The following is a 24,652-nucleotide window of genomic DNA, read 5'->3' as shown; positions in this document are numbered from 1 at the left end:
ACACAACGGTTCGATCGGTAAAGGTTGACCTCGGTGAGCCGTCTTCCCCGGCGGGTTTCCCCGCAGGTGGAAAGCCTCGAATCGAGCGAAGACCCCCGGGACACGCCCTGGCGGACACCCACGGGACGCGCCTTAACAGGAGGCCAGCTCCCTGACTCGCCGGATCTCCTCCGGACTCAGCCGGTTGGCCGCCGTGGCGAGGGCACGGCGGGAGTCCATCGGCCGGTAGGCCGTGCGGGACAGACCGTTCCAGGAAAAACCGCCGCCACCATCGGTGTGGACGGGGGCTGCGCAGGCGCGGGACACGCGCTTCTCGGCGCGGGCCGACCAGGTCAGGCCCAGCCGGCCGTACAGGCGGCGGAAACCCTCCAGCGGGTCGGCGGCCAGTTCCTCATAGCGGACCAGCCGGATCCCCGGATGCCGGGCCGCCAGATCGACGGCGACGGTCCTGGCCGCCCGCCACAGGGCCACGGCCTTGGCGATGCGGTCCTGGCAGCCCACGAGAGGGCGCAGCGACTCCAGATGCGGGTGGTCCCGGACCAGTAACGGCTGTTCGAGCAGTTCGTGGAAGTAGACCGTCCAGCCCAGCCGCTGCCAGCTCCCGACGAACGACACCGGGTCACGCAGCAGGACCACCACCCGGCAGCCCAGCCGTTCGGCGAACCAGCCGGCCGAGAACAGCGCGAACGGGTCGTCCAGCAGCGCCCGGCGGCCGGTCAGCCGCCCGAGTGCGAACGCCGTGCCGTACCTGACCATCCTCGCCAGGTCGTATGGCGAGCGGTTGCGCCGCAGCTCGGCCGGGAACCGGTAGCGCAGTGCGACGGTGTCGGTGAAGGCGGGCAGCCAGACCTCGTCGTTGTCCGGGCAGATGTACTGGAAGCGGTGGGTGACCTGGGCGTTGAGCACGCCGGGGCACCGTCCCGGCGGGTGCTGGGGGTTGAGCGGCTCGTTGACGTAGACCAGTTCGCCGCCCGCCGCGAGCATTCTGCCCGTCCAGCTCGTCCCGCTCCGGGGCAGCCCGGTCACCAGCACGGGCGTCAAGGGATCCGCCACGAGGTCAGGGCGGCCAGACTGTGCGCGCCGAAGGGGCGCAGGCCGTACCGGTGGTGGATCCGCCAGAGCGGGACCAGGTTTTTGACCGCCGTTCCCGCCGCCCAGCCGAAGGCGGCACCGAGCGCGCCGCAGGAGGGGATCAGCAGTGCGTCCAGCGCGACCGTCACCGCGACGGCGGCGACCAGACCGGCGAGGCTGGCGCCGGTGTGCCCGGCCGAGGTCAGCACCACGTCGGCCATGCCGCAGGCGGTGGCGAGCATCATCGTCGCGGCGAGCACGAACGTCACCGGGACGCCGGAGGCGTAGCCGTCGCCGAGGAGGCCGAGCAGCCACGGCGCGAGCGCGGCGTATCCCAGCCAGACCGGCCAGGTCAGCAGGACCAGCCACATGGTGGCCGACTGGTACAGCTCGCGGGCGCGCGGCAGGTCACCGGCGGTCAGGGCCTGGACCAGCCTCGGCTGTACCGCCCGGGTCAGGCCCTGGTTGGCGAGCTGTCCGACGACCTTGAACCGGGTCGCGGCGGTGTAGACCGCGGCCTCGGCGGGCCCGGCGAGCATCGCCACGACCACGATGTCCAGCCGCTGGAACACCGCCTGGATCGCGGCGGCGGCCGACCGGGGCCAGTTGTGGCGCCACAGGTCGTGGGCGGTGCCGGGAGGGTACGGCGTGCGGGGCAGCCGCCGCCGTAGCCAGAGCGCGGCCAGCAGCAGGATCGGCAGGTGGGGCAGCGCCCAGGCCGCGGCGAGCAGGGGCGCCGACTCCACGTCCGCCAGCACCGCGGCCGCGATCAGGGAGAGCTGGACCGCGGGCTGGAGCACGCCGTCCAGCAGCAGGGTCGGCCGCATCGCGCCGAACCCGCGCGTCGCGGCCACCACGACGTCCGCGCACACCACCGCCGGCAGCGCCACCGCCAGCACCCGGAGCGTGGGGTCGGAGAGGCAGGCGAGGGCGGCCGTCGAGACGGCCAGTGAGAGCGTGACGACCGGCACGAGCGCCGCGCGAACGTAGCACCGGGCGCGGCGGTAGCCGGACGGCCGGGACCCGGCGATGAAGTAGATCAGCCCGTTGCCGGCGTCCAGCCGCAGGATTCCGGCGGCCATCAGGCAGGACGCGGTCGCCGTGAAGAAGGTGCCCGCGGCCTCGCGGCCGGTGCCCCGGGTGACCAGCACGACCACCAGGAACTGCGCCCCGGCCCCGGCCCCGGCCCCCGCCAACCCCGCCAGCCCGCTCCTGGCCACCCCGTTCAGGCGGGGAAGGCGCGGCGGGCGGAACGGGCCGGTGGGGATCAGCGCCTCCATGACGGCTCCGCGCCGAGCCACGGGACCAGCAGGGCGTCGGACCCGGTGAAGTGGGCGGCCAGCTCACGGCGGAGCGACTCGGGCATCGGGGTGGGCCGGGGCCGTGCGTTGTGCCGCTCGAACACCGGGTCGCCGATGTGCGGCAGACCGAGGAACTCCAGCACCCGGTCGTAGACGACCTCCGGCTCGGTGAAGAACCGCCCGCTGTCCACCACGAGGATCCGGTCCCCGCCGACCAGCGGCTCCAGCCGGGCGAGCTGTTCGGCGTAGCGTCCCCTGGCCAGGTAGGCGTGGTGACGGTGGGCGTGGCTCATCGAGTGCGGTGCGGTGAGCAGGCCGTCCACAGCCCCGGCCAGCCGCTCCTCCTCCAACTCCACCGCCCTGGCGAAGGAGGTCTCGGTCTCGAACCCCCTGGCCAGTTCGTGGGCGTGGGCGGAGAAGGCACGTTCCACCGGGTCCCTGACCAGCACGATCAGCTTCACGCCCGGCAGGTCCCAGGCGATGCGGGGACCGGCCAGCGGATGGAACAGGTAGTAGGGCGAGGACTCGAACGCCTGGGGGCGGCAGCCGTACCGGCGTGACAGCCTGGTGTGCCTGGCCCGCATCGGGAAGTGCGCCCGATACCAGGACAGCCCCCGGTCGTAGGCCACGTCGAAGTAGTGCACGCCCTTGTGCAGCACCGGCTTGAGGATCAGCGGGTGCTGCGACAGCGCCCGGTAGAGCGAGGTGGTCCCCGCACGCTGCGCCCCGGCGATCAGGAAGGAGGGCAGCACCCGTCTCCCGGCGGTGAGGCGTCCGGCGGTCTGAGACACGATGTGGACGGACCGCTTCAGCGTGGGCTTCATAGCAGGAGCTCCTGGAGGTCGACGACGGGGCTGAGCCAGCGCTCGGGCGGGCCGAGGGGGCTGTGGCCGTCCGCCGCGTGCCGGTCCGCCAGCGCGATCAGATAGCGGATCGCGGTCAGCCTGGCCTCGGCGGCCGAGAGCCCGAACGGCGCCAGAGTCGGCAGAGCCTGCGCCAGGCAGGCCCGAGCCGCCACGGCGGGCGTGGCGCGGCGCAGGGCGCGCTGGAAGAAGTGGTGGACGGCGTCGAAGCCGAGAGGCACCCCGGTGGCGAATCGCTCCCAGTCCCACACGAGCAGCCGCCCGTCCGCCGCGTGGGAGATGTTCCACGGGGAGAAGTCCCCGTGCCAGGCGAACCCCCGGTCGGGGATCCGGCTGATCTCGCCGATCGCGTCGGCGAGGAGGTCGTGGGGGACCGGGGCCCGCCGTACCGGGAGCGGGGTCAGCGCCAGCACGGACAGACCGCGCCAGGACCCGTGGTGGAGCACGGCCGGCGGGACGACGGTCTTCAGCGGGGTGACGGCGAGCAGGTCCAGTGTGCGCGCCTCGTGCCCGATGAGCTCGCGGGCCCGGTCGGTGTCGCCGATCTTCACGAAGGCGACCGGTCCGTCCGGGGCGTGGGCCTCCAGGATCGGCTTGCGGTTGGCCCGCCCGGCCGGGCGGACGTGCAGCACGACCCGGATCGGGGTGCCCAGCACCTCGCCGAGGTGGGTCTCGATGGTGTCCTCGCCGGAGGGCACCATGACCTTCCGGCCGGGATGCCACCAGGCGCGGGGGACCAGCCTGCGGGGGAGCAGGGGGTGGGGGAGCAGGCTGTACGGCCGGCCCGGACCGCACTCGGGGAACAGCAGTCCGATCGTCTGACCGAGGTAGCGCAGCCGGACACGGGCGTCGTTCATGCGGCCCCGCTCGCCATCGAGTTCCTCCAGAGCAGCGCGAAAGAGATCAGATACAGGCTGAGCGGTGTGATCAGCCCGTCGTAGACGAACATGTAGAGCAGGGTCAGGATCATCACCAGGACCCCGGCCAGGCCGATCGGGCTGCGGTCGCTCCAGTGACGGCGGACGGCCCCGGCGAAGAACGCCACGTAGAGCCCGGCTCCGACGAACCCCTGCGTGATCATCAGGTGCCAGAGCTGGCCGTCACTGCCCAGTGGCGGGTGGCCGCAGGTGTCGCACCAGTCGGTCCTGCCGGTGGTGATCGTGCGGTGGTTGCCCGTCGCGTTGCGCGTGTTGCCGTAGCCGATGATCGGCGAGGTGCGTGCCGCGGCGATGGTCGCCGACACGGTGAAGGCACGGATGTCGTTGCTGTGCGGCCTGTCCAGCCGCTGGGCCACCATCGCCGGTAGCGGGCTGAGCAGGAACAGCAGAGCTCCGGCGGCGACGGCCGAGCAGACCGCGACCCGGGCCCGTCCGCCGAGCCGGAGCAGCAGGTAGCCGGCGGCGACCGCCAGGCCGATCCACAGGCCCCGGTTGAGGGAGTAGACGATCGGGACGGCGCAGAGCGCGACCAGCGGAACCGCGACCGACCGCCTGCGGGGTCCGCCGTGAACCCACCAGCCGACCACGAACCAGATGAGCAGCACCGAGACGTTGCTGCCCCAGGCGTTGGCCCACTCGAAGGGGGCCTCGGGGCGTGGTGAGGCGTGACCGAGGACCTTCTGTATCTGTGCCGAGGTGGGATGGATCAGGTTGTGGACGAAGGGGTTGCCGCTGATCCAGCCGGGCAGCAGACGCTCGACCGGAGAGGTGAAGCCGGCGTGCGGGGCGAGCACCCCCAGCAGGCCGCCCGCGACGGTCGTGACGAACAGCGCGCCGAGCATGCGCACCAGCGTGAGCTGGGGCAGCTCCCGTTCGGTGAGGTTGCCCAGGTAGAGCACCATGATCGTCAGGGAGAGGTAGAGGGACAGGCGCATCAGATAGCCGATCACCCGTCCCGCGCCGAACTCGCCGTAGGTGTCCGGCGGCATCTCGCCGAGCATGACCGCGCTGACCAGGTAGCCCGCGAGCAGCAGCAGCCAGGGTCCGAACCCCCGGGGCACCCTGATCGGCCGGCGTCGCCACAGGACCAGCGCCATCGGCGGGGCCAGCACGACCACCGACAGCCCGCCGAAGCCCAGCGCCCACCAGATCGGGTAGCCCACCAGCAGCGCGGCGATCGGCCACGCCGCGCGGTCCAGACCTCTCACCGGCGAAAGACCGTCTCATCGGCCGAGGACGCCCTGTCCGGGGGGTCGACGAGCGCTCCGATCACCGGGATGCCGCGCCGCTTCAGCCTCCGTACGGCCCGCGCCACGGCGCGCGGGGACGTCTCGGACACGCTGACCAGCAGCACGGCGCCCTCCCCGCCCGCTTCGCCATCTCGGTTCTCCCCGCCTCTCCCGCCTTCTGGGCCCATCCGCCGGGCCTCCCGCGCGCCGGGGACGTCGAGGCCGGGTACCCGTGTGCCGGGGACGTCGAGACCGGTCATCCGCCTGACGCCGGGGGCCTCGCGCCGGCCGCCGTCGAGACGGTCGCGGAGCGAGGCGAGGCCGACCCCGGCGAGCAGCCCGGCCATCAGGCCGCTGCCCAGGTGGAGGGGGAGGCTGGGGGCGCTGGGCCGGTCCGGGGCGACGGCGTCACTGATCACCGAACCGGGGGTGACGGGGATGGTCTTGAGCGCGTCGTATGTGACGGTGAGGTGGTAGGCCTGGCGGCTCAGCACGCTCTGCCGCTGCACGGCCATGGTCCGCTCCGCCGTCCCCGCCGCCAGGCCGGGCAGTGTGGCCACCACGGTGGTCAGGCTCGCGTTGACCTGTCTCAGCTTGGTGAGCAGGGCTCTGAGCTGGAGGTTCAGCGCGTGTGTGGCGGCTTCGCCGCGGTTGGCCAGGTAGGCCCGGGCGTAGGCGCCGGCCCCGGCCGCCGCGAGGTTCGGGTCGGCGGCGGTGTAGGAGATCTCCAGGACGGAGGTGTTGGGCGGCACCGAGACCTCCACGGGGCCCGGTGGGCTCTTGAGCGCGGCCTGGACTTTCCTGGCCACCACCGCGGACTGGGCGATCTGGGCCTCGGTGTCGAGGTTGAGCGGCTCGCGCTGCCGGTTGGTGACCTGGTTGGTCTGCTCCTGGAGGCCCGTCGGGGTCACCAGCACCTGGGCGGAGGCGGTGTAGGCGGCCGGAGTGGCCCAGATCAGGGCGGCGCCGCCGCCGACTCCGGCGACCAGGAGGGTCAGGATGGTCGGCCACCTGCGGCGCAGCAGGGACGCGTAGTCCGCCGGCTCTCCGCCGGGGCGGCGGACGCGGGCGTCCGGCGACGGGCTCATGCGTGGCGATTCCCTTTCGGGCGGAGTCGGCGCTGGGGAACCCTAGGAACTATAGGTCGGGCCGTGCTTTTCCCGATCCGATACACAAGATTTTCATTAAAACCATCATGGTTATCACGGGGATATAACTGTCGTTTATCCGATATCTCCTACGTGCCGCCGGACGGCTCCCGATCGGGTCCGCGGAGCGGGTGACGCGGCACGTCCCGGTGGTGGGAGGCTGTGCCCCGGGAAAGGTCGGGAATCAGGGTGAGGAGCGGCTGTGGGGGATCGATGCGTCGGATAAATGCTGATTTAAAGACAATTTCAGTGAAGATAGGAGTCGGTGGCGCGGGTCTCGCCCTCGTACTCGGATTGGACGCGTGCGGTCAGGCCCCGGTTGTCTCCGGCTCCCCCGCCGGGCACGTCACGGCTCGCGGCGACGGCTCGCCGGGCGTCCACCGGCCCGCGTCCGCCTGTGAGGTCGGCGCCAAGCTCGTCCCCTCCTGCGGGGCCTGGTGGGGGGTCGCCCCCGAGGTCTTCACCGGCAGGCGGCCGGGGCGGGCGCTCAAGGGGGCCGAGAGGCGCATGGGCCGCCCGGCCGACATCATGCACGTCTACCACCGGGGCCCGGAGCTCTTCCCGACCGCCGAGGAGCGCGGGATCGCCCGCTCCCCCGGAGGGCGCAGGCTCCTGCTGATCAACTGGAAGCCGTCCTTCGACCACACCTGGGCGCAGATCGCCGGGGGCGCGCTGGATCGGCGGATCGACCGGCTGGCCGGCCACATCCTCGGCGGCTTCCCCGAGAGGTTCTTCCTGACCGTGCACCACGAACCCGAGAACGACGTGCGGGAGAGCCCCGGGTCGGGCATGACCGCCGAGGACTACGCCGCGATGTTCCGGCACGTGGTGCTCCGCCTGCGGAGCAGGGGCGTGCACAACGCGGTCACCGTCATGACCTACATGGGGGCGCCCAACTGGTCGGCCCAGCCGTGGTTCGAGAGGCTCTACCCCGGTGACGACGTGGTCGACTGGGTGGCGATGGACCCTTACGCCGACGACAGGGTCCAGACCTTCGACGGGCTCGTCAACAAGACCCGCGCGCAGTTCGCCGGCTGGCCGGGGTTCTACCGCTGGGCGCGGGCGCGTTTCCCGGAGAAGCCGCTCATGGTCGCCGAGTGGGGCGTGTTCGAGCGCCGTGACCGGCCCGGCTTCAAGGAGTCCTTCTTCGCCGACGTGCGCCGGCGGCTGCCGCGCTACCCCCAGATCAAGGCGCTGGTCTACTTCGACTCACCGCGTGCCCCCCGGGGGGACACCCGGTTCGACACCACCTCCGGCGGCCTGAAGACCTTCGGGGACCTCGCCCGCGACCCCTATCTGCGAGCCCCCGCGATTCCGGAGAAATGACGAGGTGACGGCCCCGGCGGCCACGACCCCGCCGAGGATCCAGAGCATGGCCGGGTTGCCCACGCCCAGGAGCTTCAGCGCGGAGGCCAGCAGCACCACCGCGAGCAGCGCCCGGATGACCCCACCGGGCGCCCAGGCCGAGATCCGCGCTCCCAGATAGACACCGGGGATCGAGCCGGCCAGCAGCGAGGTCGTAACGGCCAATTGGAAGTCGCCGAACAGCAGGTGGCCGAGGGCGGCCGAGGCGACCAGCGGGACGGCCTGCACCAGGTCGGTGCCGACGAGTTGGTTGGCCTTCAACGCCGGGTAGAGCGCGAGCAGCGCCACGATGATCAGGGACCCGGAGCCCACCGACGAGACGCCGACCACCAGTCCACCGACCATACCGACCAGTAAGGTTGGAATAGGGCGCACGATGATTCCGCCGAGATCCGCCGAGGCCGCGCCCCCGCGCCCGCCGTTCCGCCCGGGGTCCCCGTGCTCGCCCTGCCGGGCGCTCCCTCCACGGCCGCCGCGCTCATCGCGCCAGGTCATCCAGGCTTTGGCAGCCAGCCCCGCCACGGCCAGCAGCAGTGCGACGCCCAGGGCGTATTTGACCGTCCGCTGCACCTGCTCGCCGTCCCCGAACGCGCGGGCGGCGAACACCCCGCAGAAGGCGGCCGGCACCGAGCCCACGCAGAGCCAGCCGACCAGGCGCAGGTTGACGGTGCCGCGGCGCATGTGGACGGCCCCGCCCACCGGCTTCATGACGGCCGAGGCGACCAGGTCGCTGGAGACCGCGGCCAGCGGCGGCACGTTGAAGAACAGCATCATCATCGGCGTCATCAGCGCGCCGCCGCCCATGCCGGTCAGCCCGACGACGATCGCGACGAGGAAGGACCCGAAGGCGAGGGGAAAGTCGATCTCCATCCGTCGCTCACCACTTCCCGCTCACTGTGCCCGCGGTCTCTCTCACCGGACCCAGCCGCCCCGGATCAGCGGATCCAGCACCTGCCCCACCGCCTGCTCCACGCTGATCGAGGTGGTGTCGACGACCAGGTCCGCGTCGTCGGGCTCCTCGTAGGGGTCGGAGATGCCGGTGAACTCGGGGATGATCCCGGCCCTGGCCTTGGCGTAGAGCCCCTTGCGATCGCGGCGCTCGCACTCCCGCAGGGGGGTGGCCACATGGACCAGCAGGAAGTCGGCGCCGACCGCCTCGACCATCGCGCGCACCTCCTCGCGGGTCGCGGCGTAGGGGGCGATGGGCGCGCAGATCGCCAGCCCGCCGTGTCTGGCCGCCTCGGCGGCGACGAACCCGATCCGGCGGATGTTGAGGTCGCGGTCCTCCTTGGAGAAGGTCAGCCCCGCCGAGAGCAGCCGCCGGACCACGTCGCCGTCGAGGTAGGTGACCGTACGGCTCCCGCGTTCCAGCAGCGCGTCGCGCAGCCCCCGGGCGACGGTGGACTTGCCCGAGCCCGACAGCCCGGTGAGGAAGACCACCAGCCCGCGCCGGTGCGGCGGCCCGGGGAGGGTCACGGGCTCCGGCCCGGCCAGGTGCTCCGTCGCGCCGTAGGCGTCGGCCACGTGCTCGCGCAGCTCCAGGTCGATGCCGGGGTCCTGCCTGGGAGCGAGCGGCACCACGGCCACGAGCGTGTCCTCCGGCAGCCGGTCGTGTGCCCTGAGCGCGGCGCGGACCACCGCCGGGCCCTCCTCCCCGAACGCCAGCGGCAGCAGCAGGATCGTCGCGCCCAGTTCCTCGGCGATGGCCCAGACCTCCTCCACGTTGTCCAACGGCCCGCGCATGGTGACCGCCAGCGTCTCGCGGCCCGCCAGTTCCTTGCGGACCTCCGCCGGAGTACGGCGGAGCCGGGCGAACGGTCCGTGCTCGGGCGCGTCCAGCGCCTCCACGGGGCCGGAGACGAGGCCGTCCTGGCGGCCGGTGACGGTGAGCACGGCCAGCGCGGCGCCCTCGGGGTCGCGGAGCGTGATCCGGTCGCCGGGCACGGCCGGGTGGTCGTCGGGCAGGGTGAACGTGACGGGCGCGGGCCAGCGTGTGCCGTCCGCCAGGGTGCCGTGCTCGTCCACCGCGTGCACGTCGGCTGAGCTCAGGAAACCCGTCAGCGGCTGGAAGGCGCCGGAGAGCAGCAGCTCCAGGTCGGCCAGCTCACGGGCGTCGGGGGTCCACTCGAAGGGCGCCGTCATCTGCTTCACAATCCCGATCGACTTAGTAGGATTTCGCCACTGTACCCACTGGTGTTGTCCCACACCAACCGTGTGGCCCTCACAGCATCCGGGCGAAATGGTTCTGCGGTTTGCGCACCACCATGATGATCTCGTCGTGCGAGGCGGGCCGCTGCCCCCGGGAGGCGGTCTCCACCGCCGTGCAGGCCAGGTGGGCCACTTTCGCCAGCGGACCGCTCAGCGCGGGCCCGCTCGTCGCGGACATGTCGTCGGTCACCATCAGCCCGCGGGTCAGGCAGAACGAGTGCATCCCCTCGCGTGAGGTGACCTCCCGGTAGAAGGGGGGCAGCGGGCCCACGGTGCCGTCGGGGGCGAACCTGTGCCAGAGCAGCCGCCGCAGCGCCGAGGGCAGCAGCCGGTCGCAGGTCCCGTAGGCCGAGGACCGGTCGCGCATCCGCAGCAGCAACACCCCGCCCGGCCGCAACCCGGTGAGCAGCCGGTCGAGCACCAGCTCGGGATGCTCGATCCGCTCCAGCAGGAACGGCACGTGCACGACGTCGAACGCGCGGGGCGGCACCGGCACCGACCGCAGGTCTCCCAGGGCCCAGGAGTCGAGGTCTTTGCGCGCGGAGGTGCTCGCCCGCAGCGCCGGCAGGTCCTCGTCGATCCCGATGACCCGCGCCTCCACCCGTTCCAGATCCAGCGGATCCGGCCACCCGCAGCCGGCCACCAGGATGTCGAGCCGCCTGCCCGGCTGCCCCGCGCACTGCTCCCGGATCCGCCGGCTGAATATGTCGTCTCGCGTGACGATCGACCGTGCCTCAGACATGTAACCGACAGTAGTCAACTCCGCACGATTCGTCGCGCATTTCCTACTCGCTGCGGGTGACGGTCGCGGTAGAAGTACCCTTGGACGGTACCCCCTGTGCCCTCGCGGCCGGGGGCCTGTCGTGTTGCCGTCGTGGGGCTGTGGGCATATCTGATGAGCCTTTCCGGACTACTTGACCTTGTCGTTGGAGAGCCGCAACTGGCCTCCGTGCTGCGGGACGTGCGCGAGGGGGACCCCTCCGACGTGTCGCTGATCGCACCACCCGCGCTACGCCCGTTCACCGTGGCCGCGCTGGCCAGAGACGGAGCCGGGGGCGGCGCGCGCAGAACCGTGCTCGCGGTGACCGCCACCGGGCGGGAGGCCGAGGACCTCGCGGCGGCGCTCACCAGTCTCCTGGACGGCAACTCCGTCGCGGTCTTCCCGGCCTGGGAGACGCTGCCGCACGAGCGCCTGTCACCGCGGAGCGACACGGTGGGCCAGCGCCTGGCCGTGCTCAGGAGACTGGCCCACCCGGTCGAGGGCGACGTCGCGGCCGGTCCGCTCCACGTGATCGTCGCGCCGATCCGGGCGGTGCTCCAGCCGATCGTGCGCGGCCTGGGAGATCTCTGGCCGGTACGGCTCCGCGCCGGTGACGACGCCGATCTCGAAGGTGTCGTCCGCCGGCTGGTGGAGAACGGCTACAGCCGGGTCGACATGGTGGAGAAGCGTGGCGAGGTGGCCGTCAGGGGCGGCCTGCTCGACGTCTTCCCGCCGACCGAGGAGCACCCGCTGCGGCTGGAGTTCTGGGGCGACACCGTCGAGGAGATCCGCTGGTTCAAGGTCGCCGACCAGCGGTCGCTTGAGGTGGCGGAGGACGGGCTTTTCGCCGCCCCCTGCCGGGAGCTGCTGCTGACCGACGAGGTCAGGAAGAACGCCCGGCGTCTCGCCGGGGAGCATCCCGCGCTGGCCGAGACCCTTGACCAGCTGGCCGAGGGCGTCGCGGTGGAGGGCATGGAGGCGTTCGCGCCGGTGCTCGCCGGGGAGATGGACCTGCTCATCGACCACCTGCCGGCGCGGTCGGCGGTGTTCGTGTGCGACCCGGAGCGGATCCGCGGACGCTCTGAGGAGCTGGTGCGCACCAGCCAGGAGTTCCTGGAGGCGTCCTGGATCAACGCGGCGGCGGGCGGAGAGGCGCCGATCGACCTGGGGGCGGCGGCGTTCCGCACCCTGGAGGAGGTCCGCGACAGCGCGCGCGGGCTCGGCCTGCCCTGGTGGTCGATCGCGCCGTTCGGCGGTGACGACCTGGGTGACGGGCTGACCCTCCAGGCGCGCGAGGTGGAGGCGTACCGGGGCGACACCCAGCGGGCGCTGGGCGACATCAAGGGCTGGCTGGACTCCGGCAGGGTCGTCGTGCTGCTCAGCGAGGGGCACGGCCCGGCCGAGCGGATGGTTGAGCTGCTCAAGGGGGTGGACCTGCCCGCGAGGCTGGAGCGAGGGCTCGGCCGCGAGCCGGAGCCCAGGGTCGTCCACGTCACCACGGGTCTGGTCGAGCACGGTTTCGTCAGCCCCGGGCTGGCCGTACTCACCCACCTGGACCTGGTGGGGCAGAAGGCGTCCACCAAGGACATGCGGCGGCTGCCCTCCAAACGGCGCAACATGGTCGATCCGCTCCAGCTCAAGGTCGGTGACCACGTGGTGCACGAGCAGCACGGCGTGGGCCGCTACGTCGAGATGGTGCAGCGGACCGTGCAGGGCGCCACCCGCGAGTACCTCGTGATCGAGTACGCCAAGGGCGACCGGCTCTACGTGCCCACGGACCAGCTCGACGAGGTCACCCGCTACGTCGGCGGCGAGGCGCCCACGCTCAACCGGATGGGCGGCGCCGACTGGGCCAAGGCCAAGACCAAGGCGAGGAAGGCGGTCAAGGAGATCGCCGGGGAGCTGATCCGCCTCTACTCCGCCCGGATGGCCTCACCCGGGCATCCCTTCGCCCCCGACACGCCGTGGCAGCGGGAGATGGAGGACGCCTTCCCCTATGTGGAGACCGGCGACCAGCTGGAGGCCATCGACGAGGTCAAGCGCGACATGGAGCGGGCGGTCCCGATGGACCGGCTGATCTGCGGCGACGTGGGCTACGGCAAGACCGAGATCGCGGTGCGGGCGGCGTTCAAGGCCGTGCAGGACGGTAAGCAGGTGGCGGTGCTGGTGCCGACCACCCTGCTGGTCCAGCAGCACCTCTCCACCTTCGCCGAGCGGTTCTCCGGGTTCCCGCTGAACGTCCGCCCGCTGTCGCGTTTCCAGAGCGACGCCGAGGCCAGGGCGACGATCGAGGGTCTGCGGGAGGGGTCGGTCGACGTGGTGATCGGCACCCACCGGCTCTTCTCACCGGAGATCAGGTTCAAGGAGCTCGGCCTGATCATCGTCGACGAGGAGCAGCGCTTCGGGGTCGAGCACAAGGAGGCCATGAAGCACCTGCGCACGCAGGTGGACGTGCTGGCCATGTCCGCCACGCCGATCCCGCGCACCCTGGAGATGGGACTGACCGGCATCCGTGAGATGTCGACGATCCTCACCCCGCCCGAGGAGCGCCACCCGATCCTCACCTTCGTCGGCCCCTACGACGACAAGCAGATCGCCGCGGCCGTCCGGCGCGAGCTGATGCGCGACGGCCAGATCTTCTTCGTCCACAACCGCGTCGCGAGCATCAACAGGGTGGCGGCCATGCTCCACGAGCTGGTGCCCGAGGCCAGGATCGCCGTCGCGCACGGCCAGATGCAGGAGCACCAGCTTGAGCGGATCATGGTGGGCTTCTGGGAGCGCGACTTCGACGTGCTGGTCTGCACCACGATCGTGGAGTCCGGTCTCGACGTGCCCAACGCCAACACGCTGATCGTGGACCGGGCCGACAACTACGGCCTGTCCCAGCTCCACCAGCTGCGGGGCCGGGTCGGCCGGGGGCGCGAGCGCGGTTACGCCTACTTCCTGTACCCCCCGGAGAAACCGCTCACCGAGACCGCCCACGAGCGCCTGGCCACCATCTCCCAGCACACCGAGATGGGCGCGGGCATGTACGTGGCCATGAAGGACCTGGAGATCCGCGGCGCCGGAAACATCCTGGGCGCCGAGCAGTCGGGCTTCATCGCGGGCGTCGGCTTCGACCTCTACGTGCGGATGATGGCCGAGGCCGTACAGGAGCAGAAGGCCAAGCTGTCGGGCGCCTCCGTGCCGGAGGGGCGGCCGGACGTCAAGGTCGAGCTGCCGATCAACGCGCACATCCCGCACGACTACGTGACCTCCGAGCGGCTGCGCCTGGAGGCGTACAAGAGGATCGCCGCCGTCGACTCCGACGTCCAGGTCGCCGCGGTGCGCGACGAGCTCGTCGACCGGTACGGCAGGCCGCCCCAGCCGGTGGAGAACCTCCTTCAGGTCGCCCGCTTCCGGATCCGCGCCCGTACGGCCGGGCTGACCGACGTCACCCTGCAGGGCCAGAACATCAGGTTCGCCCCGGTGACGCTCAAGGACTCCCAGCAGGTCAGGCTCCAGAGGCTGTACCCGAAGGCGTTGCTGAAGCAGGCGGCCGGTACGTTGCTGGTGCCCGTGCCGAAGACCAGGCCGCTCGGCGGCCAGCCGCTGCGCGACCTGGACCTGCTCAGGTGGTGCGGCGACCTGGTCGAGGCCATGTTCCTCGAAAACATGCCGGTAAAGTAAACGGCGTTTGTCATGAAGGGATCGCATGTGAAGTCGACTCAAGTGCGCGTCATCCTGGCGGTCGCCGCCGCGGGAGTCGCGCTGACCGCCTGCTCACCGGCCCAGGCCGGCGCCGCGGCCATCGTGGGCGGCGACCGGATCAGCTCCGGCGAGCTGGACGGCACCGTGCGTGAGTACGAGGGCGCGCTGGCCAAGGCCAACGTCTCCGCGTCGCAGCTGGAGTTCCCCGGCAGCGTCCCGCAGGTCGTGCTCTTCCAGCTCGCCACCGCCAAGCAGTACACCAAGCTGGCCGAGAGCAAGGGCGTCAAGGTCACCGACACCGAGATCGACCAGGCGATCACCGCCGCCGGCGGCGAGGTCGAGTACGAGCAGCAGATGCTCCAGCAGGCCGTGGCGCCCTCGCGGGTGCGCGACCACACCAGGGCGACCCTGCTGCTCACCAAGCTGGTGGCCAAGTACGGCGGCGGCACCGACGAGGCCGCCATGAAGCGGGGCCAGGATCGGGTGGTCAAGGACCTCCAGGCCATGCCGATCACCTGGAACCCGCGCTACGGCCGCATCAACGAGCAGCGGAGCCAGGCGCAGCCGCTGCTCTTCGTCGACGCGGGCCGCTTCGGCGCGATCCCCGCGGTCAAGCAGGGCCGGTAACCTCTGGGCATGCCCCTGATCGTCGTCACCACCTCGCCCCGGGTCGCTCCGGGGCTGCTCAGCCGTCGCGCGTGGCAGGTTCTGGCGGATGGCCCGGTGCGCACCGGGTCGGCGGACCATCCGCACCTGCCCTATCTCGCCGAGGCCGGGGTCGCCGTCGAGGTGGTCGTGCCGGACCCGGCGGCGCTGGTCCGCCAGGCCCGCGACGAGACCGTCGTGTGGCTGGAGGCCGACGAGGCGCTGATGCGCGCCATCGGCTACGCCGCGGTCGCGCTCGACGACCCGCCGACGATCGAGGTCGTGCCGGGTTCGTACGACCTGCCGGGGGCGCGGCTGCTCGACCTGGTCGCGGTGATGGACCGCCTCCGGGCCGACTGCCCCTGGGACGCCCGGCAGACCCACGAGTCGCTGGTGCCCTACCTCCTCGAAGAGGCGTACGAGGTGCTGGAGACCATCGAGGCGGGTGACCACGCCGCGCTGCGCGAGGAGCTCGGCGACCTGCTCCTCCAGGTGGTCTTCCACGCCCGGGTCGCCCGCGAGCGCTCCGGCGGGTTCGACGTCGACGACGTGGCCGACGGGATCGTCGCCAAGCTCGTCCGCCGTCACCCGCACGTGTTCGCCGGCACCAGGGTGGAGGGCGCCCAGGAGGTCGGCGAGAACTGGGAGACCATCAAGGCGGCCGAGCGCGCGGCCAAGAACGGCGGCGACTCCGGTTCGGTGCTGGACGGTGTGCCGATGGGCCAGCCCGCGCTCTCCCTGGCGGCCCAGCTGATCAGGCGCGCCGAGCGCGCCGGCGCCCCCGCCGAGCTTCTGCCCGCCTCCCCCGCCCGGGCCGCCGGGCCGGCCACGGCCGACGACCTGGGAGAGCGGCTGCTTGAGCTGGTACGGCAGGCGCACGCGGCCGGCCTCGACCCGGAGACCGAGTTGCGCGCCGTGGCCCGCCTCTACCGCGACCGGGTCCGTGCCTGGGAGTCGGAGACGGGGCGGCCGCACCGCCGTACCGGCGGCTAGCTCGATAGGCTGCCAGGGCAAACTGTCCTGCGACTTTAGGAGCGCTTCGTGGCTTCCATCGAGGGTGTCACCGCCCGAGAGATCCTTGACTCCAGGGGCAACCCGACGGTTGAGGTCGACATCCTGCTGGACGACGGCAGTGAGGGGCGTGCGGCGGTTCCGAGCGGCGCGTCCACCGGTCAGTTCGAGGCCGTGGAGCTGCGTGACGGTGGCCGGCGTTACGGCGGCAAGGGCGTCGAGAAGGCCGTGCTCGGGGTGACCGACGAGATCGCCGACGAGATTCTTGGATTCGACGCCGCCGAGCAGCGCAGCGTCGACCAGGTGATGATCGACCTTGACGGCACGCCGAACAAGGCCAGGCTGGGCGCCAACGCCATTCTGGGCGTCTCCCTGGCCGTGGCCAAGGCCGCCGCCGAGAGCGCCGAGCTGCCGCTCTTCCGCTATCTCGGCGGGCCGAACGCGCACGTGCTGCCCGTCCCGATGATGAACATCCTCAACGGGGGCGCGCACGCCGACAGCAACGTGGACATCCAGGAGTTCATGATCGCACCCGTGGGCGCCGAGACGTTCCGCGAGGCCGTGCGCATGGGCACCGAGGTCTACCACGCGCTCAAGGCCGTGCTGAGGGAGAAGGGCTACGGCACCGGCCTGGGCGACGAGGGCGGCTTCGCGCCGAGCCTGCCGTCCAACCGCGACGCGCTCGACCTGATCCTGGTCGCCATCGAGAAGGCCGGATACCTGCCCGGTCAGGACGTCGCGCTGGCCCTGGACGTGGCGGCCTCGGAGTTCCACTCCGGCGGCGTCTACACCATCGACGGCAAGGGGCTGTCGTCCGCCGAGCTGATCGCCTTCTACGAGGACCTGGTCGCGAACTACCCGCTGGTCTCCATCGAGGACCCGCTGGACGAGGACGACTGGGAGGGCTGGAACGCCATCACCGGTGCCCTGGGTGACAAGGTGCAGCTCGTCGGCGACGACCTGTTCGTGACCAACCCCGAGCGCCTGGCCCGGGGCATCGCCGAGGGCACCGCCAACGCGCTGCTGGTCAAGGTCAACCAGATCGGCACGCTGACCGAGACCCTCGACGCGGTGGACCTGGCCCACCGCAGTGGTTATCGCTGCATGATGAGCCACCGCTCGGGCGAGACCGAGGACACCACGATCGCCGATCTCGCCGTGGCCACCAACTGCGGCCAGATCAAGACCGGTGCCCCGGCCCGTTCCGACCGCGTGGCCAAGTACAACCAGCTGCTCCGCATCGAGGAGCTGCTCGACGACGCCGCCCGCTACGCGGGTCGCACGGCTTTCCCGCGCTTCCAGCGGTAGTTTCGCACTGTACGGCTTGCGCCCGATTTGATCGGGCGCGAGTCGTGCCGCGAGGCGGGCCATCCGATTCCAGAGGATGTCGCAGGGTATGGCCGGATATGGCCGGATTTGCCGGACGTGACCGGGACGCCGTCGGGGCGCCCGGAGCCCTCGCGGGCCGGCCCGCCGGGCAACCGGGCAGAGCACGGAGGGGGAGGGGCGTGTGGCGAGACGGCCGCAGCTGACGGGACGGGCCGCGGTGCTCGCGGTCGTGGTGTGCGCGATCGCGATGAGCCTCGCCTACCCGGTCAGGGAGTACGTCGCGCAGCGCCGCGACATCGCCCAGCTCGAACAGCAGCAGGCCAGGGAGCTCGCCGCGATCAAGGAGCAGGAGGATCGCAGCAGGCGGCTCATGGACCCCGGCTACACCAGGCGGCTGGCCAGGGAGCGGCTCTTCTACTGCGATCCCGGCAAGAAGTGCTACGTCGTCATGAACGAACGGCCCGCCCAGGGCAAGGGCGCGACCGCGGCCAAGAAGATCGCCAGGCCGCCCTGGTACCAGACGCTCTGGGAGTCGGTCGAGGCCGCCGACACCGGTAACGGCAAGAAGGCGGCCGAGGCCGGCGGATGACCCCGATAACCTGGATGTCGTCTTTCAGGGGGGTGTCACGGATGGTGGACGACCGCGATGTGGCGGCGGTGGAGCGGCAGCTCGGCCGGGCGCCGCGCGGCCTGCGGGCGGTGGCGCACCGCTGCCCGTGCGGGCTGCCCGACGTGGTGGAGACCGCGCCCCGGCTGCCCGACGGGTCGCCGTTCCCGACGCTGTTCTACCTCACCTGCCCGAGGGCCGCCTCGGCCATCGGCAGGCTGGAGACCTCGGGGATGATGCGGGTCATGCAGGCCAGGCTCGCCGAGGATCCCGATCTGGCCGGGGCCTACCGGGCCGCCCACGACGACTACGTCGCGCGCCGTGACGAGGCCGCCGCCGAGGACGGCCTGGAGCCGCTGCCCAGGGACATGCAGAGCACGGGGGGGATGCCCTCCCGGGTCAAGTGCCTGCACGCCCTGGCCGGGCACGAGCTCGCGGCTCCCGGAACCAACCCGTTCGGCCGCGAGGCCCTCGACGCGCTCGGCGAGTGGTGGGCCGGCGGACCGTGCTGTCCGGCCGAGCCGCGCGGCGAGCGGGACGAGCCCCGGAGCCACCCGGGGCCCGGAGTGAAACCGACCACGAACACCCACGAGGAGAGCACGTGACCCGTGTCGCCGCGATCGACTGTGGCACCAACTCCGTCCGCCTGCTCATCGCGGACATCTGGGCCGACACCCTGACCGACGTCGAGCGGCGGATGGAGATCGTCCGGCTGGGGCAGGGGGTGGATCGCACCGGCCGGCTGGCCCCGGAGGCTCTGGAGCGCACCTTCACCGCGATGCGCGGCTACGCCGAGCTCATCGAGCGGCACGGTGTCCGGGCCGTCCGCGTGGTGGCCACCAGCGCCACCAGGGACGCCGCCAACCGGGAGGACTTCGCGGCCGGGGTGCGCGAGATCTTCGGGGTGGAGCCCGAGGTGATCACGGGGGCCGAGGAGGCCGAGCTCTCCTTCACCGGGGCCACCCACGACCTGGTACGGCTCTCGCCGGAGACCGGCCTGCCCACCCCGGAGGGCACCCGGCCGCCCTATCTCGTGTTCGACATCGGCGGTGGCTCCACCGAGTTCGTGATCGGCTCGACGCATGTGGAGGCCGCGCTCTCGGTGGACATCGGCTGCGTCCGGCTGACCGAGCGGCACCTGCGGGGCGCTGTCACCCCACCGCCGCCCGGAGTGGTCGAGGCGATGACCGCCGACATCGACGACGCGCTCGACCGGGTCGCCGAGAAGGTCCCGGTGGAACGGGCGCTGACCCTGGTCGGCCTCGCGGGCTCCGTCACCACCGTCGCGGGAATGGCGCTTGACCTGCCTGGATATGACCCGCATAAAATTCACCATTCGCGAATTCCGGCGGATCGCGTCCATGACATCTCCCACCGCCTATTGGAGATGACCCACGACGAGCGGGCCGCGATTGCTGTGATGCACCCCGGCCGGGTCGACGTGATCGGGGCCGGAGCCCTCATTCTGGACCGAATCCTGCGGCGGTACGGCTTCGCCGAAGTGGTCGTCAGCGAGCGCGACATCCTCGACGGGATCGCGTGGTCGGTGGCCAAACCCTTCTAGCGTCTAGACAACCGGCTTATTGATGGCGTATTGAGAGATCGTTCCGTTCATGGTTAGGTAAAGAAGCTTTAGCGAGGCTTTGCCGTGGGGCCCGGCACAGCTGGTGTCGGGGCGGCGACCGTCTCCGTAGCGCATTAGCCTCCCAACGAAACGGAGCATCCCCTCATGAAGTCCGGACTAGCACGCAGGCTAGCCGCAACGGGAGCCGGCGCGGCCATGCTGGCGACGATGGCGACGGGTCTGCTGGCGTCGCCCGCGGCGGCGGCCAGTGGATCCAACCAGACGGCCGCCTCGGCCGTCGCCGCGCCGAGGCCCTCGGCCTCGGCAGGCACCCCCAAGGTGTCCGTCTCCAACCCCGCGGGCCGGTGCCCGGCCAAGGTGACGTTCACCTCGAAGATCAAGGTGAAGGCCGTCGCGGGCAGGACCACGGTCGCCTACCGCTGGCTGCGTGGAGACGGGTCCAAGAGCAACGTCAAGACCCTCACCCTGAAGGGGAAGGGCACCAAGAGCGTCACGGTCGAGGAGAGGACCACCTTCAAGGGGTCCGTCAAGGGCTGGCAGGCGCTCCAGGTCCTGGCGCCGCGCGCCGTCACCTCGGGCAAGGGCTACTTCAAGGTCTCCTGCGGTGGCGACGACCGGGGTGACGACAAGCGCGTCATCCAGCCCGGCATCGGCGCCCAGCTCTGGGTCGACGAGGGCAACTGCGAGGCGGCCCTGATCGGTCGCATCACCGCCTCCAGCCCGAGCTGGGTGCACTACCGCTGGGTCGTCAACGGGGAGGTCGTCGACCGCGACGCCGTCCGCGTCGAGGGTTCCCGCAAGGTCGTTCACGTGATCAGGCCGCATGAGAACCTGCGCGGCTGGGCGGCTCTGGAGATCGTGGACCCGGTCCGCAACTCCTCCAACCGCGTCGGCTTCAAGATCTGGTGCAAGGACGAGGCGCCGAAGGTCACGGCCTCCGTCAGCGCCCCGGACCTCTACGACGGCACCTGCCCGACCATCCGGGCCTTCACCGGCACGATCAGCGTCTCGCACGGTCGTGGCACCGTGAAGTACCGCTGGATCCGTAACGGTGTCCCCGGTGGCTGGGAGACCGTCTCCTTCGACGGCCGCGGCTACCAGGCTCGCGGTGTGTCCGACTCCTGGACCGCCTCGGAGTCCGGGACCGCCAAGCGGGCCGTCGAGCTCTACAACGGCTCGACCACCGGCACCGTCGAGGGCAAGGTGATCTGCAAGACCGTTCCGGCCCCGAGCACCCCGACTCCGAGCGCCCCGCCCGCGTAGGGCGCCGTCAGGTGCCGGCGGACTCGCCCCGCGACGGGGCGACGTCCATCGGCTGCGAGGCACTCCGCGCCACGGCGTGGGGCAGGAGGGGGTTGGCCGACGCCGAGTCCCCCGAAGAGCTTCACGTGCAGGAGGGGCGGCACCCGCATCCGGCGGGCGCCGCCCTTTCGCGTCTCCGCCCTTTCGCGTCCGCCGTCTCGCGGCGCGCGGTGATGCCACGGCGGCCGTCGTGGCACGATCGCGGGTATGAGCTTCGTTCCTCCCGGCTCCGGTTGGCCCGGCGACCCCGCCCGGCCGGACACCCCGGTGGCCGGCGACCCCGCCCAGGTGAGGCGGCTCGCGGAGGCGAGCCGTACCCTCGGTGAACTCACCGCCCGGCAGTCCGTCTGCCGGGCCTGCCCGCGTCTGGTGGCGTGGCGCGAGGAGGTGGCGACGGTCAAGCGGCGGGCGTTCGCCGCGGAGACCTACTGGGGGCGCCCCATCGCGGGCTGGGGGGAGGAGAGGCCCGAGGTCCTCATCGTGGGGCTGGCCCCGGCGGCGCACGGCGGGAACCGCACCGGGCGGATCTTCACCGGAGACCGCAGCGGTGACTGGCTGTTCGCCTCGCTCCACCGGACGGGCCTGGCCGTACAGGAGACCAGTGTCCACGCGGGAGACGGGCAGCGCCTCGTGGGGGCCCGCGTGCTGGCCGCCGTGCGGTGCGCCCCGCCGGCCAACAAGCCCGAGCCGTCGGAGCGGGCGGCCTGCCTCCCCTGGCTGGCCAGGGAGGTGGCGCTGGTGGCCGGCAGCGTGCGGGTGGTGGTCGCCCTGGGCGGCTTCGCCTGGCAGGCGATCTGGCCGGCGTTGAGGGACGCCGGATACGCGCTGCCGAGCCCGCGTCCGCCCTTCGGGCACGGCGTGGAGGTGGAGATCTCCCGGGAGGGGACCGCCGCCCGCCTGCTGGGGTGCTACCACCCCAGCCAGCAGAACACCTTCACCGGCCGGGTGACGGCCGAGATGCTCGACCGGCTCTTCGCCAGGGCGAACGCGCTCCGCGCCTTGTGAATTCGGTCACAAGACCCGTCATCCGACGAATATTCACCGAACTTTCCTCTGGAAGAGGAGGGTGATCTTCTAAATACGGAAACTGTGTCGCAAATTGCCCGAGGCGGTCGTGGTGATCCCTGTGGAGGGGACATATGCTTGTGAAAGTGTTCACAAGCCCCGGACCTAAGGATGGCGTTCCCAGTGAACCGCAACTCCAAGCACATCGTGGTCGTCGGCGGGGGCTACGTCGGTCTCTACACCGTGCTGCGCCTGCAGCACACGCTCCGCAGGGAACTGCGCGACGGCAGCGTCCGCGTCACCGTCCTCACCCCCGAATCCCACATGACCTACCAACCCTTCCTGCCGGAGGCCGCGGCGGGGAACCTCTCGCCCCGGCACGTGGTGGTCCCGCTCCGCCGGGTGCTGCCGAGCGCGACGATCCTCAACGGCAAGGTCTCCAAGGTCGATCACGCGGCCAAGTCCGTCACCTTCGCGCCGAACGTCGGCACCTCGCACGACATCGGCTACGACATCCTCGTCATGGCCGCCGGCTCGGTCTCCCGCACGCTCCCCATCCCCGGCCTCGCCGACGCCGCCATCGGCTTCAAGACGGTCGGTGAGTCGATCGCGCTGCGCAACCGGGTGCTGGAGCTCCTCGACCGGGCCGAGACCGACGAGGACGAGGCCCTGCGCCGCCGGGCGCTGACGTTCGTCGTGGTCGGCGGCGGCTTCGCCGGTGTCGAGGCGCTCGCCGAGCTGGAGGACATGGCGGTCGACGCGACCCGTTACTATCACAACCTCTCCCGCCGGGACATGCGCTGGATCCTCGTCGAGGCGACCGACCGCATCCTTCCCGAGGTCGGCCCCGAGATGGGCAGGTGGACCGTGGAGCAGCTCCGTGAGCGCGGCATCGAGGTCAAGCTGAACACCCGCCTCGACTCCTGCGTGGGCGGCCTGGTGAAGCTCTCCAACGGCGAGGAGTTCGAGTCGGCCACCATCGTGTGGACCGCCGGGGTCAAGCCCAGCCCGATCGCGGGCGCGGGTGACCTTCCCCTGGACGAGCGCGGCCGGATCAAGACGACCACCCGCCTGACCGTGGCCGGGGTCCAGGACGCCTTCTGCGCCGGAGACGTGGCGGGGGTGCCCGACGTGACCAACCCGGGCCAGTACTGCGCGCCCAACGCCCAGCACGCCGTACGGCAGGCCAGGGTGCTCGCCGACAACATCACCCGCAGGCTCCGCGGCGAGCCGCTGGTCGAGTACCGGCACAGGTATGTCGGGTCGGTCGCGGGGCTGGGTCTCCACAAGGGGGTCGCCAACGTCTACGGGATCAAGCTCCGCGGGTTCCCCGCCTGGTTCATGCACCGCACCTATCACCTGTCGCGGGTGCCCACCCTCAACCGCAAGGTCCGCGTGGTGATGGACTGGACCCTGGCGCTGTTCTTCAAGCGGGAGACCGTTTCGCTCGGCGAGATCGAGGCTCCGCGCAGCGAGTTCCGTAAGGCGGCGTCGTCCTGATCGTCACCGAAGATCCATCTTTCTTCCCCTGAGGTTCCCCGTCCCCGTGGCCGCGCTCTCCGGCCGCGGGGTCACCTCCCCGGCGCCCGTGACATGCTTCCACGTGCTCATACGAGAAAGCGGTCCACGGCCGGAAGCCTCATCACGGGTCCGTGTGACGCCTGATACAAAGTTGTGCTCCTCGGATGAGTGGTCAGTTACGTATGATTGCGGCGTCCCCGTAGCCCAATGGCAGAGGCAAACCCCTTAAAAGGGTTAGAGTGAGGGTTCGAGTCCCTCCGGGGGCACTCGTGTTGATCTGCGGAATCAAGCCCGTGACCGGCGAAAACGTCGACACGGGCTGTTCTGTGTCACCTCGCTGTCCACGGTTGTCACCCAGCGTCGCGAGTGACCGGGGCGAATGGATGATCGGGTTTCTCCACCCGGCCCGGCATTGGAACGTTCTTTGCGGGAACGGCGTCGGCCTCCGTGTGAACCGCGCGGGAAATCGGGACGCCGGCGTCTTTCCCCGGCCGGGGATCGGTCGGCCGGGGTGCGTTCCGTAGGAAAGTTCCGGGGTGACACGGCGGGTTCACTGGCGATAACGGAATGTGGTTACTGTCGCATGGTTTCGGGATGGTTCGTACCTGTTGCGGGGTGATTCGCGGTTTCCGGTGCTGACGTTTATCGAGAGTCGGTATAAAATGGTAACCATGGGTGATGAAGGGAACCTGGGCGAGGTGCTGCGGGCCAACGGGGTCGCCCGGCAGGTGATCGCCGCACTCGGCGACAAATGGTCCATCCTGGTGATCGCCGCGCTCGGGGACGGGGTTCAGCGCTTCTCGGTGCTCAAGGCCCGGGTGGAGGGGATCAACCAACGCATGCTGACCCGGACCCTCCGCGTTCTGGAGCGTGACGGCATCGTCGCGCGCGACGTCCACCCCACCTCCCCGCCCCGGGTGGAGTACACGCTCACCGGGATCGGGCGGGAGTTGCTCGTCACCGTGACCGGCATCTGCGAGTGGGTCCGGCGTCACCGCGACGAGGTGGAGACCTCCCGGCGCCTCTTCGACGAGAGGACCACGGTGCCGCTGTGAGATCGGGAACCGGGAGTGG

General features: G+C 71.2%; 21 protein-coding genes and 1 tRNA gene. 13 read left to right on the top strand and 9 right to left on the bottom strand.

Annotation, left to right across the window (positions count from 1 at the left end; genetic code table 11):
• Positions 1-132 precede the first annotated feature (132 nt).
• From ABZ194_RS12620 to ABZ194_RS12595, 6 genes are read right to left on the bottom strand one after another with little or no spacing between them, the layout of a single operon-like run.
• Positions 133-1,053, bottom strand: coding sequence for a sulfotransferase (locus ABZ194_RS12620; protein ID WP_355595379.1), 921 nt, complete (start codon positions 1,051-1,053; stop codon positions 133-135).
• Entirely contained in the window at positions 1,038-2,351 is a 1,314-nt protein-coding gene (locus ABZ194_RS12615; protein WP_355595377.1) for a lipopolysaccharide biosynthesis protein, read from the bottom strand. The genes ABZ194_RS12620 and ABZ194_RS12615 overlap by 16 nt, the downstream gene beginning before the upstream one ends.
• Positions 2,339-3,196 (bottom strand): sulfotransferase domain-containing protein, encoded by an 858-nt coding sequence (locus tag ABZ194_RS12610; RefSeq protein WP_355595375.1) that lies wholly within the window; start codon positions 3,194-3,196, stop codon positions 2,339-2,341. Before ABZ194_RS12610 ends, ABZ194_RS12615 begins: the two co-directional genes overlap by 13 nt.
• Complete coding sequence (locus tag ABZ194_RS12605; protein WP_355595373.1) at positions 3,193-4,092, bottom strand: hypothetical protein; 900 nt, start codon at positions 4,090-4,092, stop codon at positions 3,193-3,195. Before ABZ194_RS12605 ends, ABZ194_RS12610 begins: the two co-directional genes overlap by 4 nt.
• Entirely contained in the window at positions 4,089-5,381 is a 1,293-nt protein-coding gene (locus ABZ194_RS12600; protein WP_355595371.1) for a hypothetical protein, read from the bottom strand. Before ABZ194_RS12600 ends, ABZ194_RS12605 begins: the two co-directional genes overlap by 4 nt.
• Positions 5,378-6,490, bottom strand: coding sequence for a Wzz/FepE/Etk N-terminal domain-containing protein (locus ABZ194_RS12595; RefSeq protein ID WP_355595369.1), 1,113 nt, complete (start codon positions 6,488-6,490; stop codon positions 5,378-5,380). The genes ABZ194_RS12600 and ABZ194_RS12595 overlap by 4 nt, the downstream gene beginning before the upstream one ends.
• A 309-nt stretch (positions 6,491-6,799) precedes the next feature.
• Between ABZ194_RS12595 and ABZ194_RS12590 the strand changes: the two genes are divergently transcribed.
• On the top strand, positions 6,800-7,876 hold the full coding sequence (locus tag ABZ194_RS12590) for a hypothetical protein (protein WP_355595367.1): 1,077 nt from the start codon (positions 6,800-6,802) through the stop codon (positions 7,874-7,876).
• On the opposite strand, the gene ABZ194_RS12585 is transcribed toward ABZ194_RS12590, so the two are convergent.
• The 3 genes from ABZ194_RS12585 to ABZ194_RS12575 form a co-directional block, all read right to left on the bottom strand.
• Complete coding sequence (locus tag ABZ194_RS12585) at positions 7,760-8,785, bottom strand: sulfite exporter TauE/SafE family protein (protein WP_355595365.1); 1,026 nt, start codon at positions 8,783-8,785, stop codon at positions 7,760-7,762. The genes ABZ194_RS12590 and ABZ194_RS12585 overlap by 117 nt on opposite strands.
• 42 nt (positions 8,786-8,827) lie before the next feature.
• The gene (gene cysC, locus ABZ194_RS12580) at positions 8,828-10,057 is read right to left on the bottom strand and encodes an adenylyl-sulfate kinase (RefSeq protein WP_355595363.1); all 1,230 of its coding nucleotides are present in this window, start codon (positions 10,055-10,057) and stop codon (positions 8,828-8,830) included.
• Positions 10,058-10,136: 79 nt separating this feature from the next.
• A complete protein-coding gene (locus ABZ194_RS12575; RefSeq protein ID WP_355595361.1) occupies positions 10,137-10,865 on the bottom strand; it encodes a methyltransferase domain-containing protein in 729 nt (242 codons plus the stop codon).
• Positions 10,866-11,018: 153 nt separating this feature from the next.
• Here ABZ194_RS12575 and mfd point away from each other — a divergent pair, with 153 nt between their 5' ends.
• The 12 genes from mfd (at position 11,019) to ABZ194_RS12515 (ending at position 24,633) form a co-directional block, all read left to right on the top strand.
• Positions 11,019-14,552, top strand: a complete 3,534-nt coding sequence (mfd, locus tag ABZ194_RS12570) for a transcription-repair coupling factor (RefSeq protein WP_355595444.1) — start codon at positions 11,019-11,021, stop codon at positions 14,550-14,552.
• 27 nt (positions 14,553-14,579) lie between these two features.
• Positions 14,580-15,200, top strand: a complete 621-nt coding sequence (locus ABZ194_RS12565; RefSeq protein WP_355595359.1) for a SurA N-terminal domain-containing protein — start codon at positions 14,580-14,582, stop codon at positions 15,198-15,200.
• Between the two features lie 9 nt (positions 15,201-15,209).
• Positions 15,210-16,211 (top strand): MazG family protein, encoded by a 1,002-nt coding sequence (locus ABZ194_RS12560; protein ID WP_355595357.1) that lies wholly within the window; start codon positions 15,210-15,212, stop codon positions 16,209-16,211.
• A gap of 48 nt (positions 16,212-16,259) precedes the next feature.
• Positions 16,260-17,537, top strand: a complete 1,278-nt coding sequence (gene eno / locus ABZ194_RS12555; RefSeq protein WP_355595355.1) for a phosphopyruvate hydratase — start codon at positions 16,260-16,262, stop codon at positions 17,535-17,537.
• Between the two features lie 202 nt (positions 17,538-17,739).
• Positions 17,740-18,147, top strand: a complete 408-nt coding sequence (locus ABZ194_RS12550) for a septum formation initiator family protein (RefSeq protein WP_355595353.1) — start codon at positions 17,740-17,742, stop codon at positions 18,145-18,147.
• 14 nt (positions 18,148-18,161) lie between these two features.
• The gene (locus ABZ194_RS12545) at positions 18,162-18,770 is read left to right on the top strand and encodes a DUF501 domain-containing protein (RefSeq protein ID WP_355595351.1); all 609 of its coding nucleotides are present in this window, start codon (positions 18,162-18,164) and stop codon (positions 18,768-18,770) included.
• Positions 18,767-19,729 carry a Ppx/GppA phosphatase family protein gene (locus tag ABZ194_RS12540; RefSeq protein WP_355595349.1) on the top strand — a complete coding sequence of 321 codons (963 nt, stop codon included), beginning with the start codon at positions 18,767-18,769 and terminating at the stop codon, positions 19,727-19,729. The genes ABZ194_RS12545 and ABZ194_RS12540 overlap by 4 nt, the downstream gene beginning before the upstream one ends.
• A gap of 216 nt (positions 19,730-19,945) precedes the next feature.
• Complete coding sequence (locus ABZ194_RS12535) at positions 19,946-21,013, top strand: hypothetical protein (RefSeq protein WP_355595347.1); 1,068 nt, start codon at positions 19,946-19,948, stop codon at positions 21,011-21,013.
• Between the two features lie 246 nt (positions 21,014-21,259).
• Positions 21,260-22,057 carry a uracil-DNA glycosylase gene (locus tag ABZ194_RS12530; protein ID WP_355595345.1) on the top strand — a complete coding sequence of 266 codons (798 nt, stop codon included), beginning with the start codon at positions 21,260-21,262 and terminating at the stop codon, positions 22,055-22,057.
• 171 nt (positions 22,058-22,228) lie between these two features.
• Complete coding sequence (locus tag ABZ194_RS12525) at positions 22,229-23,557, top strand: FAD-dependent oxidoreductase (RefSeq protein WP_355595343.1); 1,329 nt, start codon at positions 22,229-22,231, stop codon at positions 23,555-23,557.
• A 214-nt stretch (positions 23,558-23,771) separates the two neighbouring features.
• Positions 23,772-23,844: transfer RNA gene (locus ABZ194_RS12520), tRNA-Leu, on the top strand.
• A 405-nt stretch (positions 23,845-24,249) separates the two neighbouring features.
• Complete coding sequence (locus ABZ194_RS12515; RefSeq protein ID WP_355595341.1) at positions 24,250-24,633, top strand: helix-turn-helix domain-containing protein; 384 nt, start codon at positions 24,250-24,252, stop codon at positions 24,631-24,633.
• Positions 24,634-24,652 lie beyond the last annotated feature (19 nt).

The organism is Streptosporangium sp. NPDC006007, assembly GCF_040614315.1.
Lineage (GTDB): Bacteria > Actinomycetota > Actinomycetes > Streptosporangiales > Streptosporangiaceae > Streptosporangium.
The sequence above is the reverse complement of the archived record's forward strand: the minus strand, read 5'-3'. Positions and strand labels throughout refer to the sequence as shown.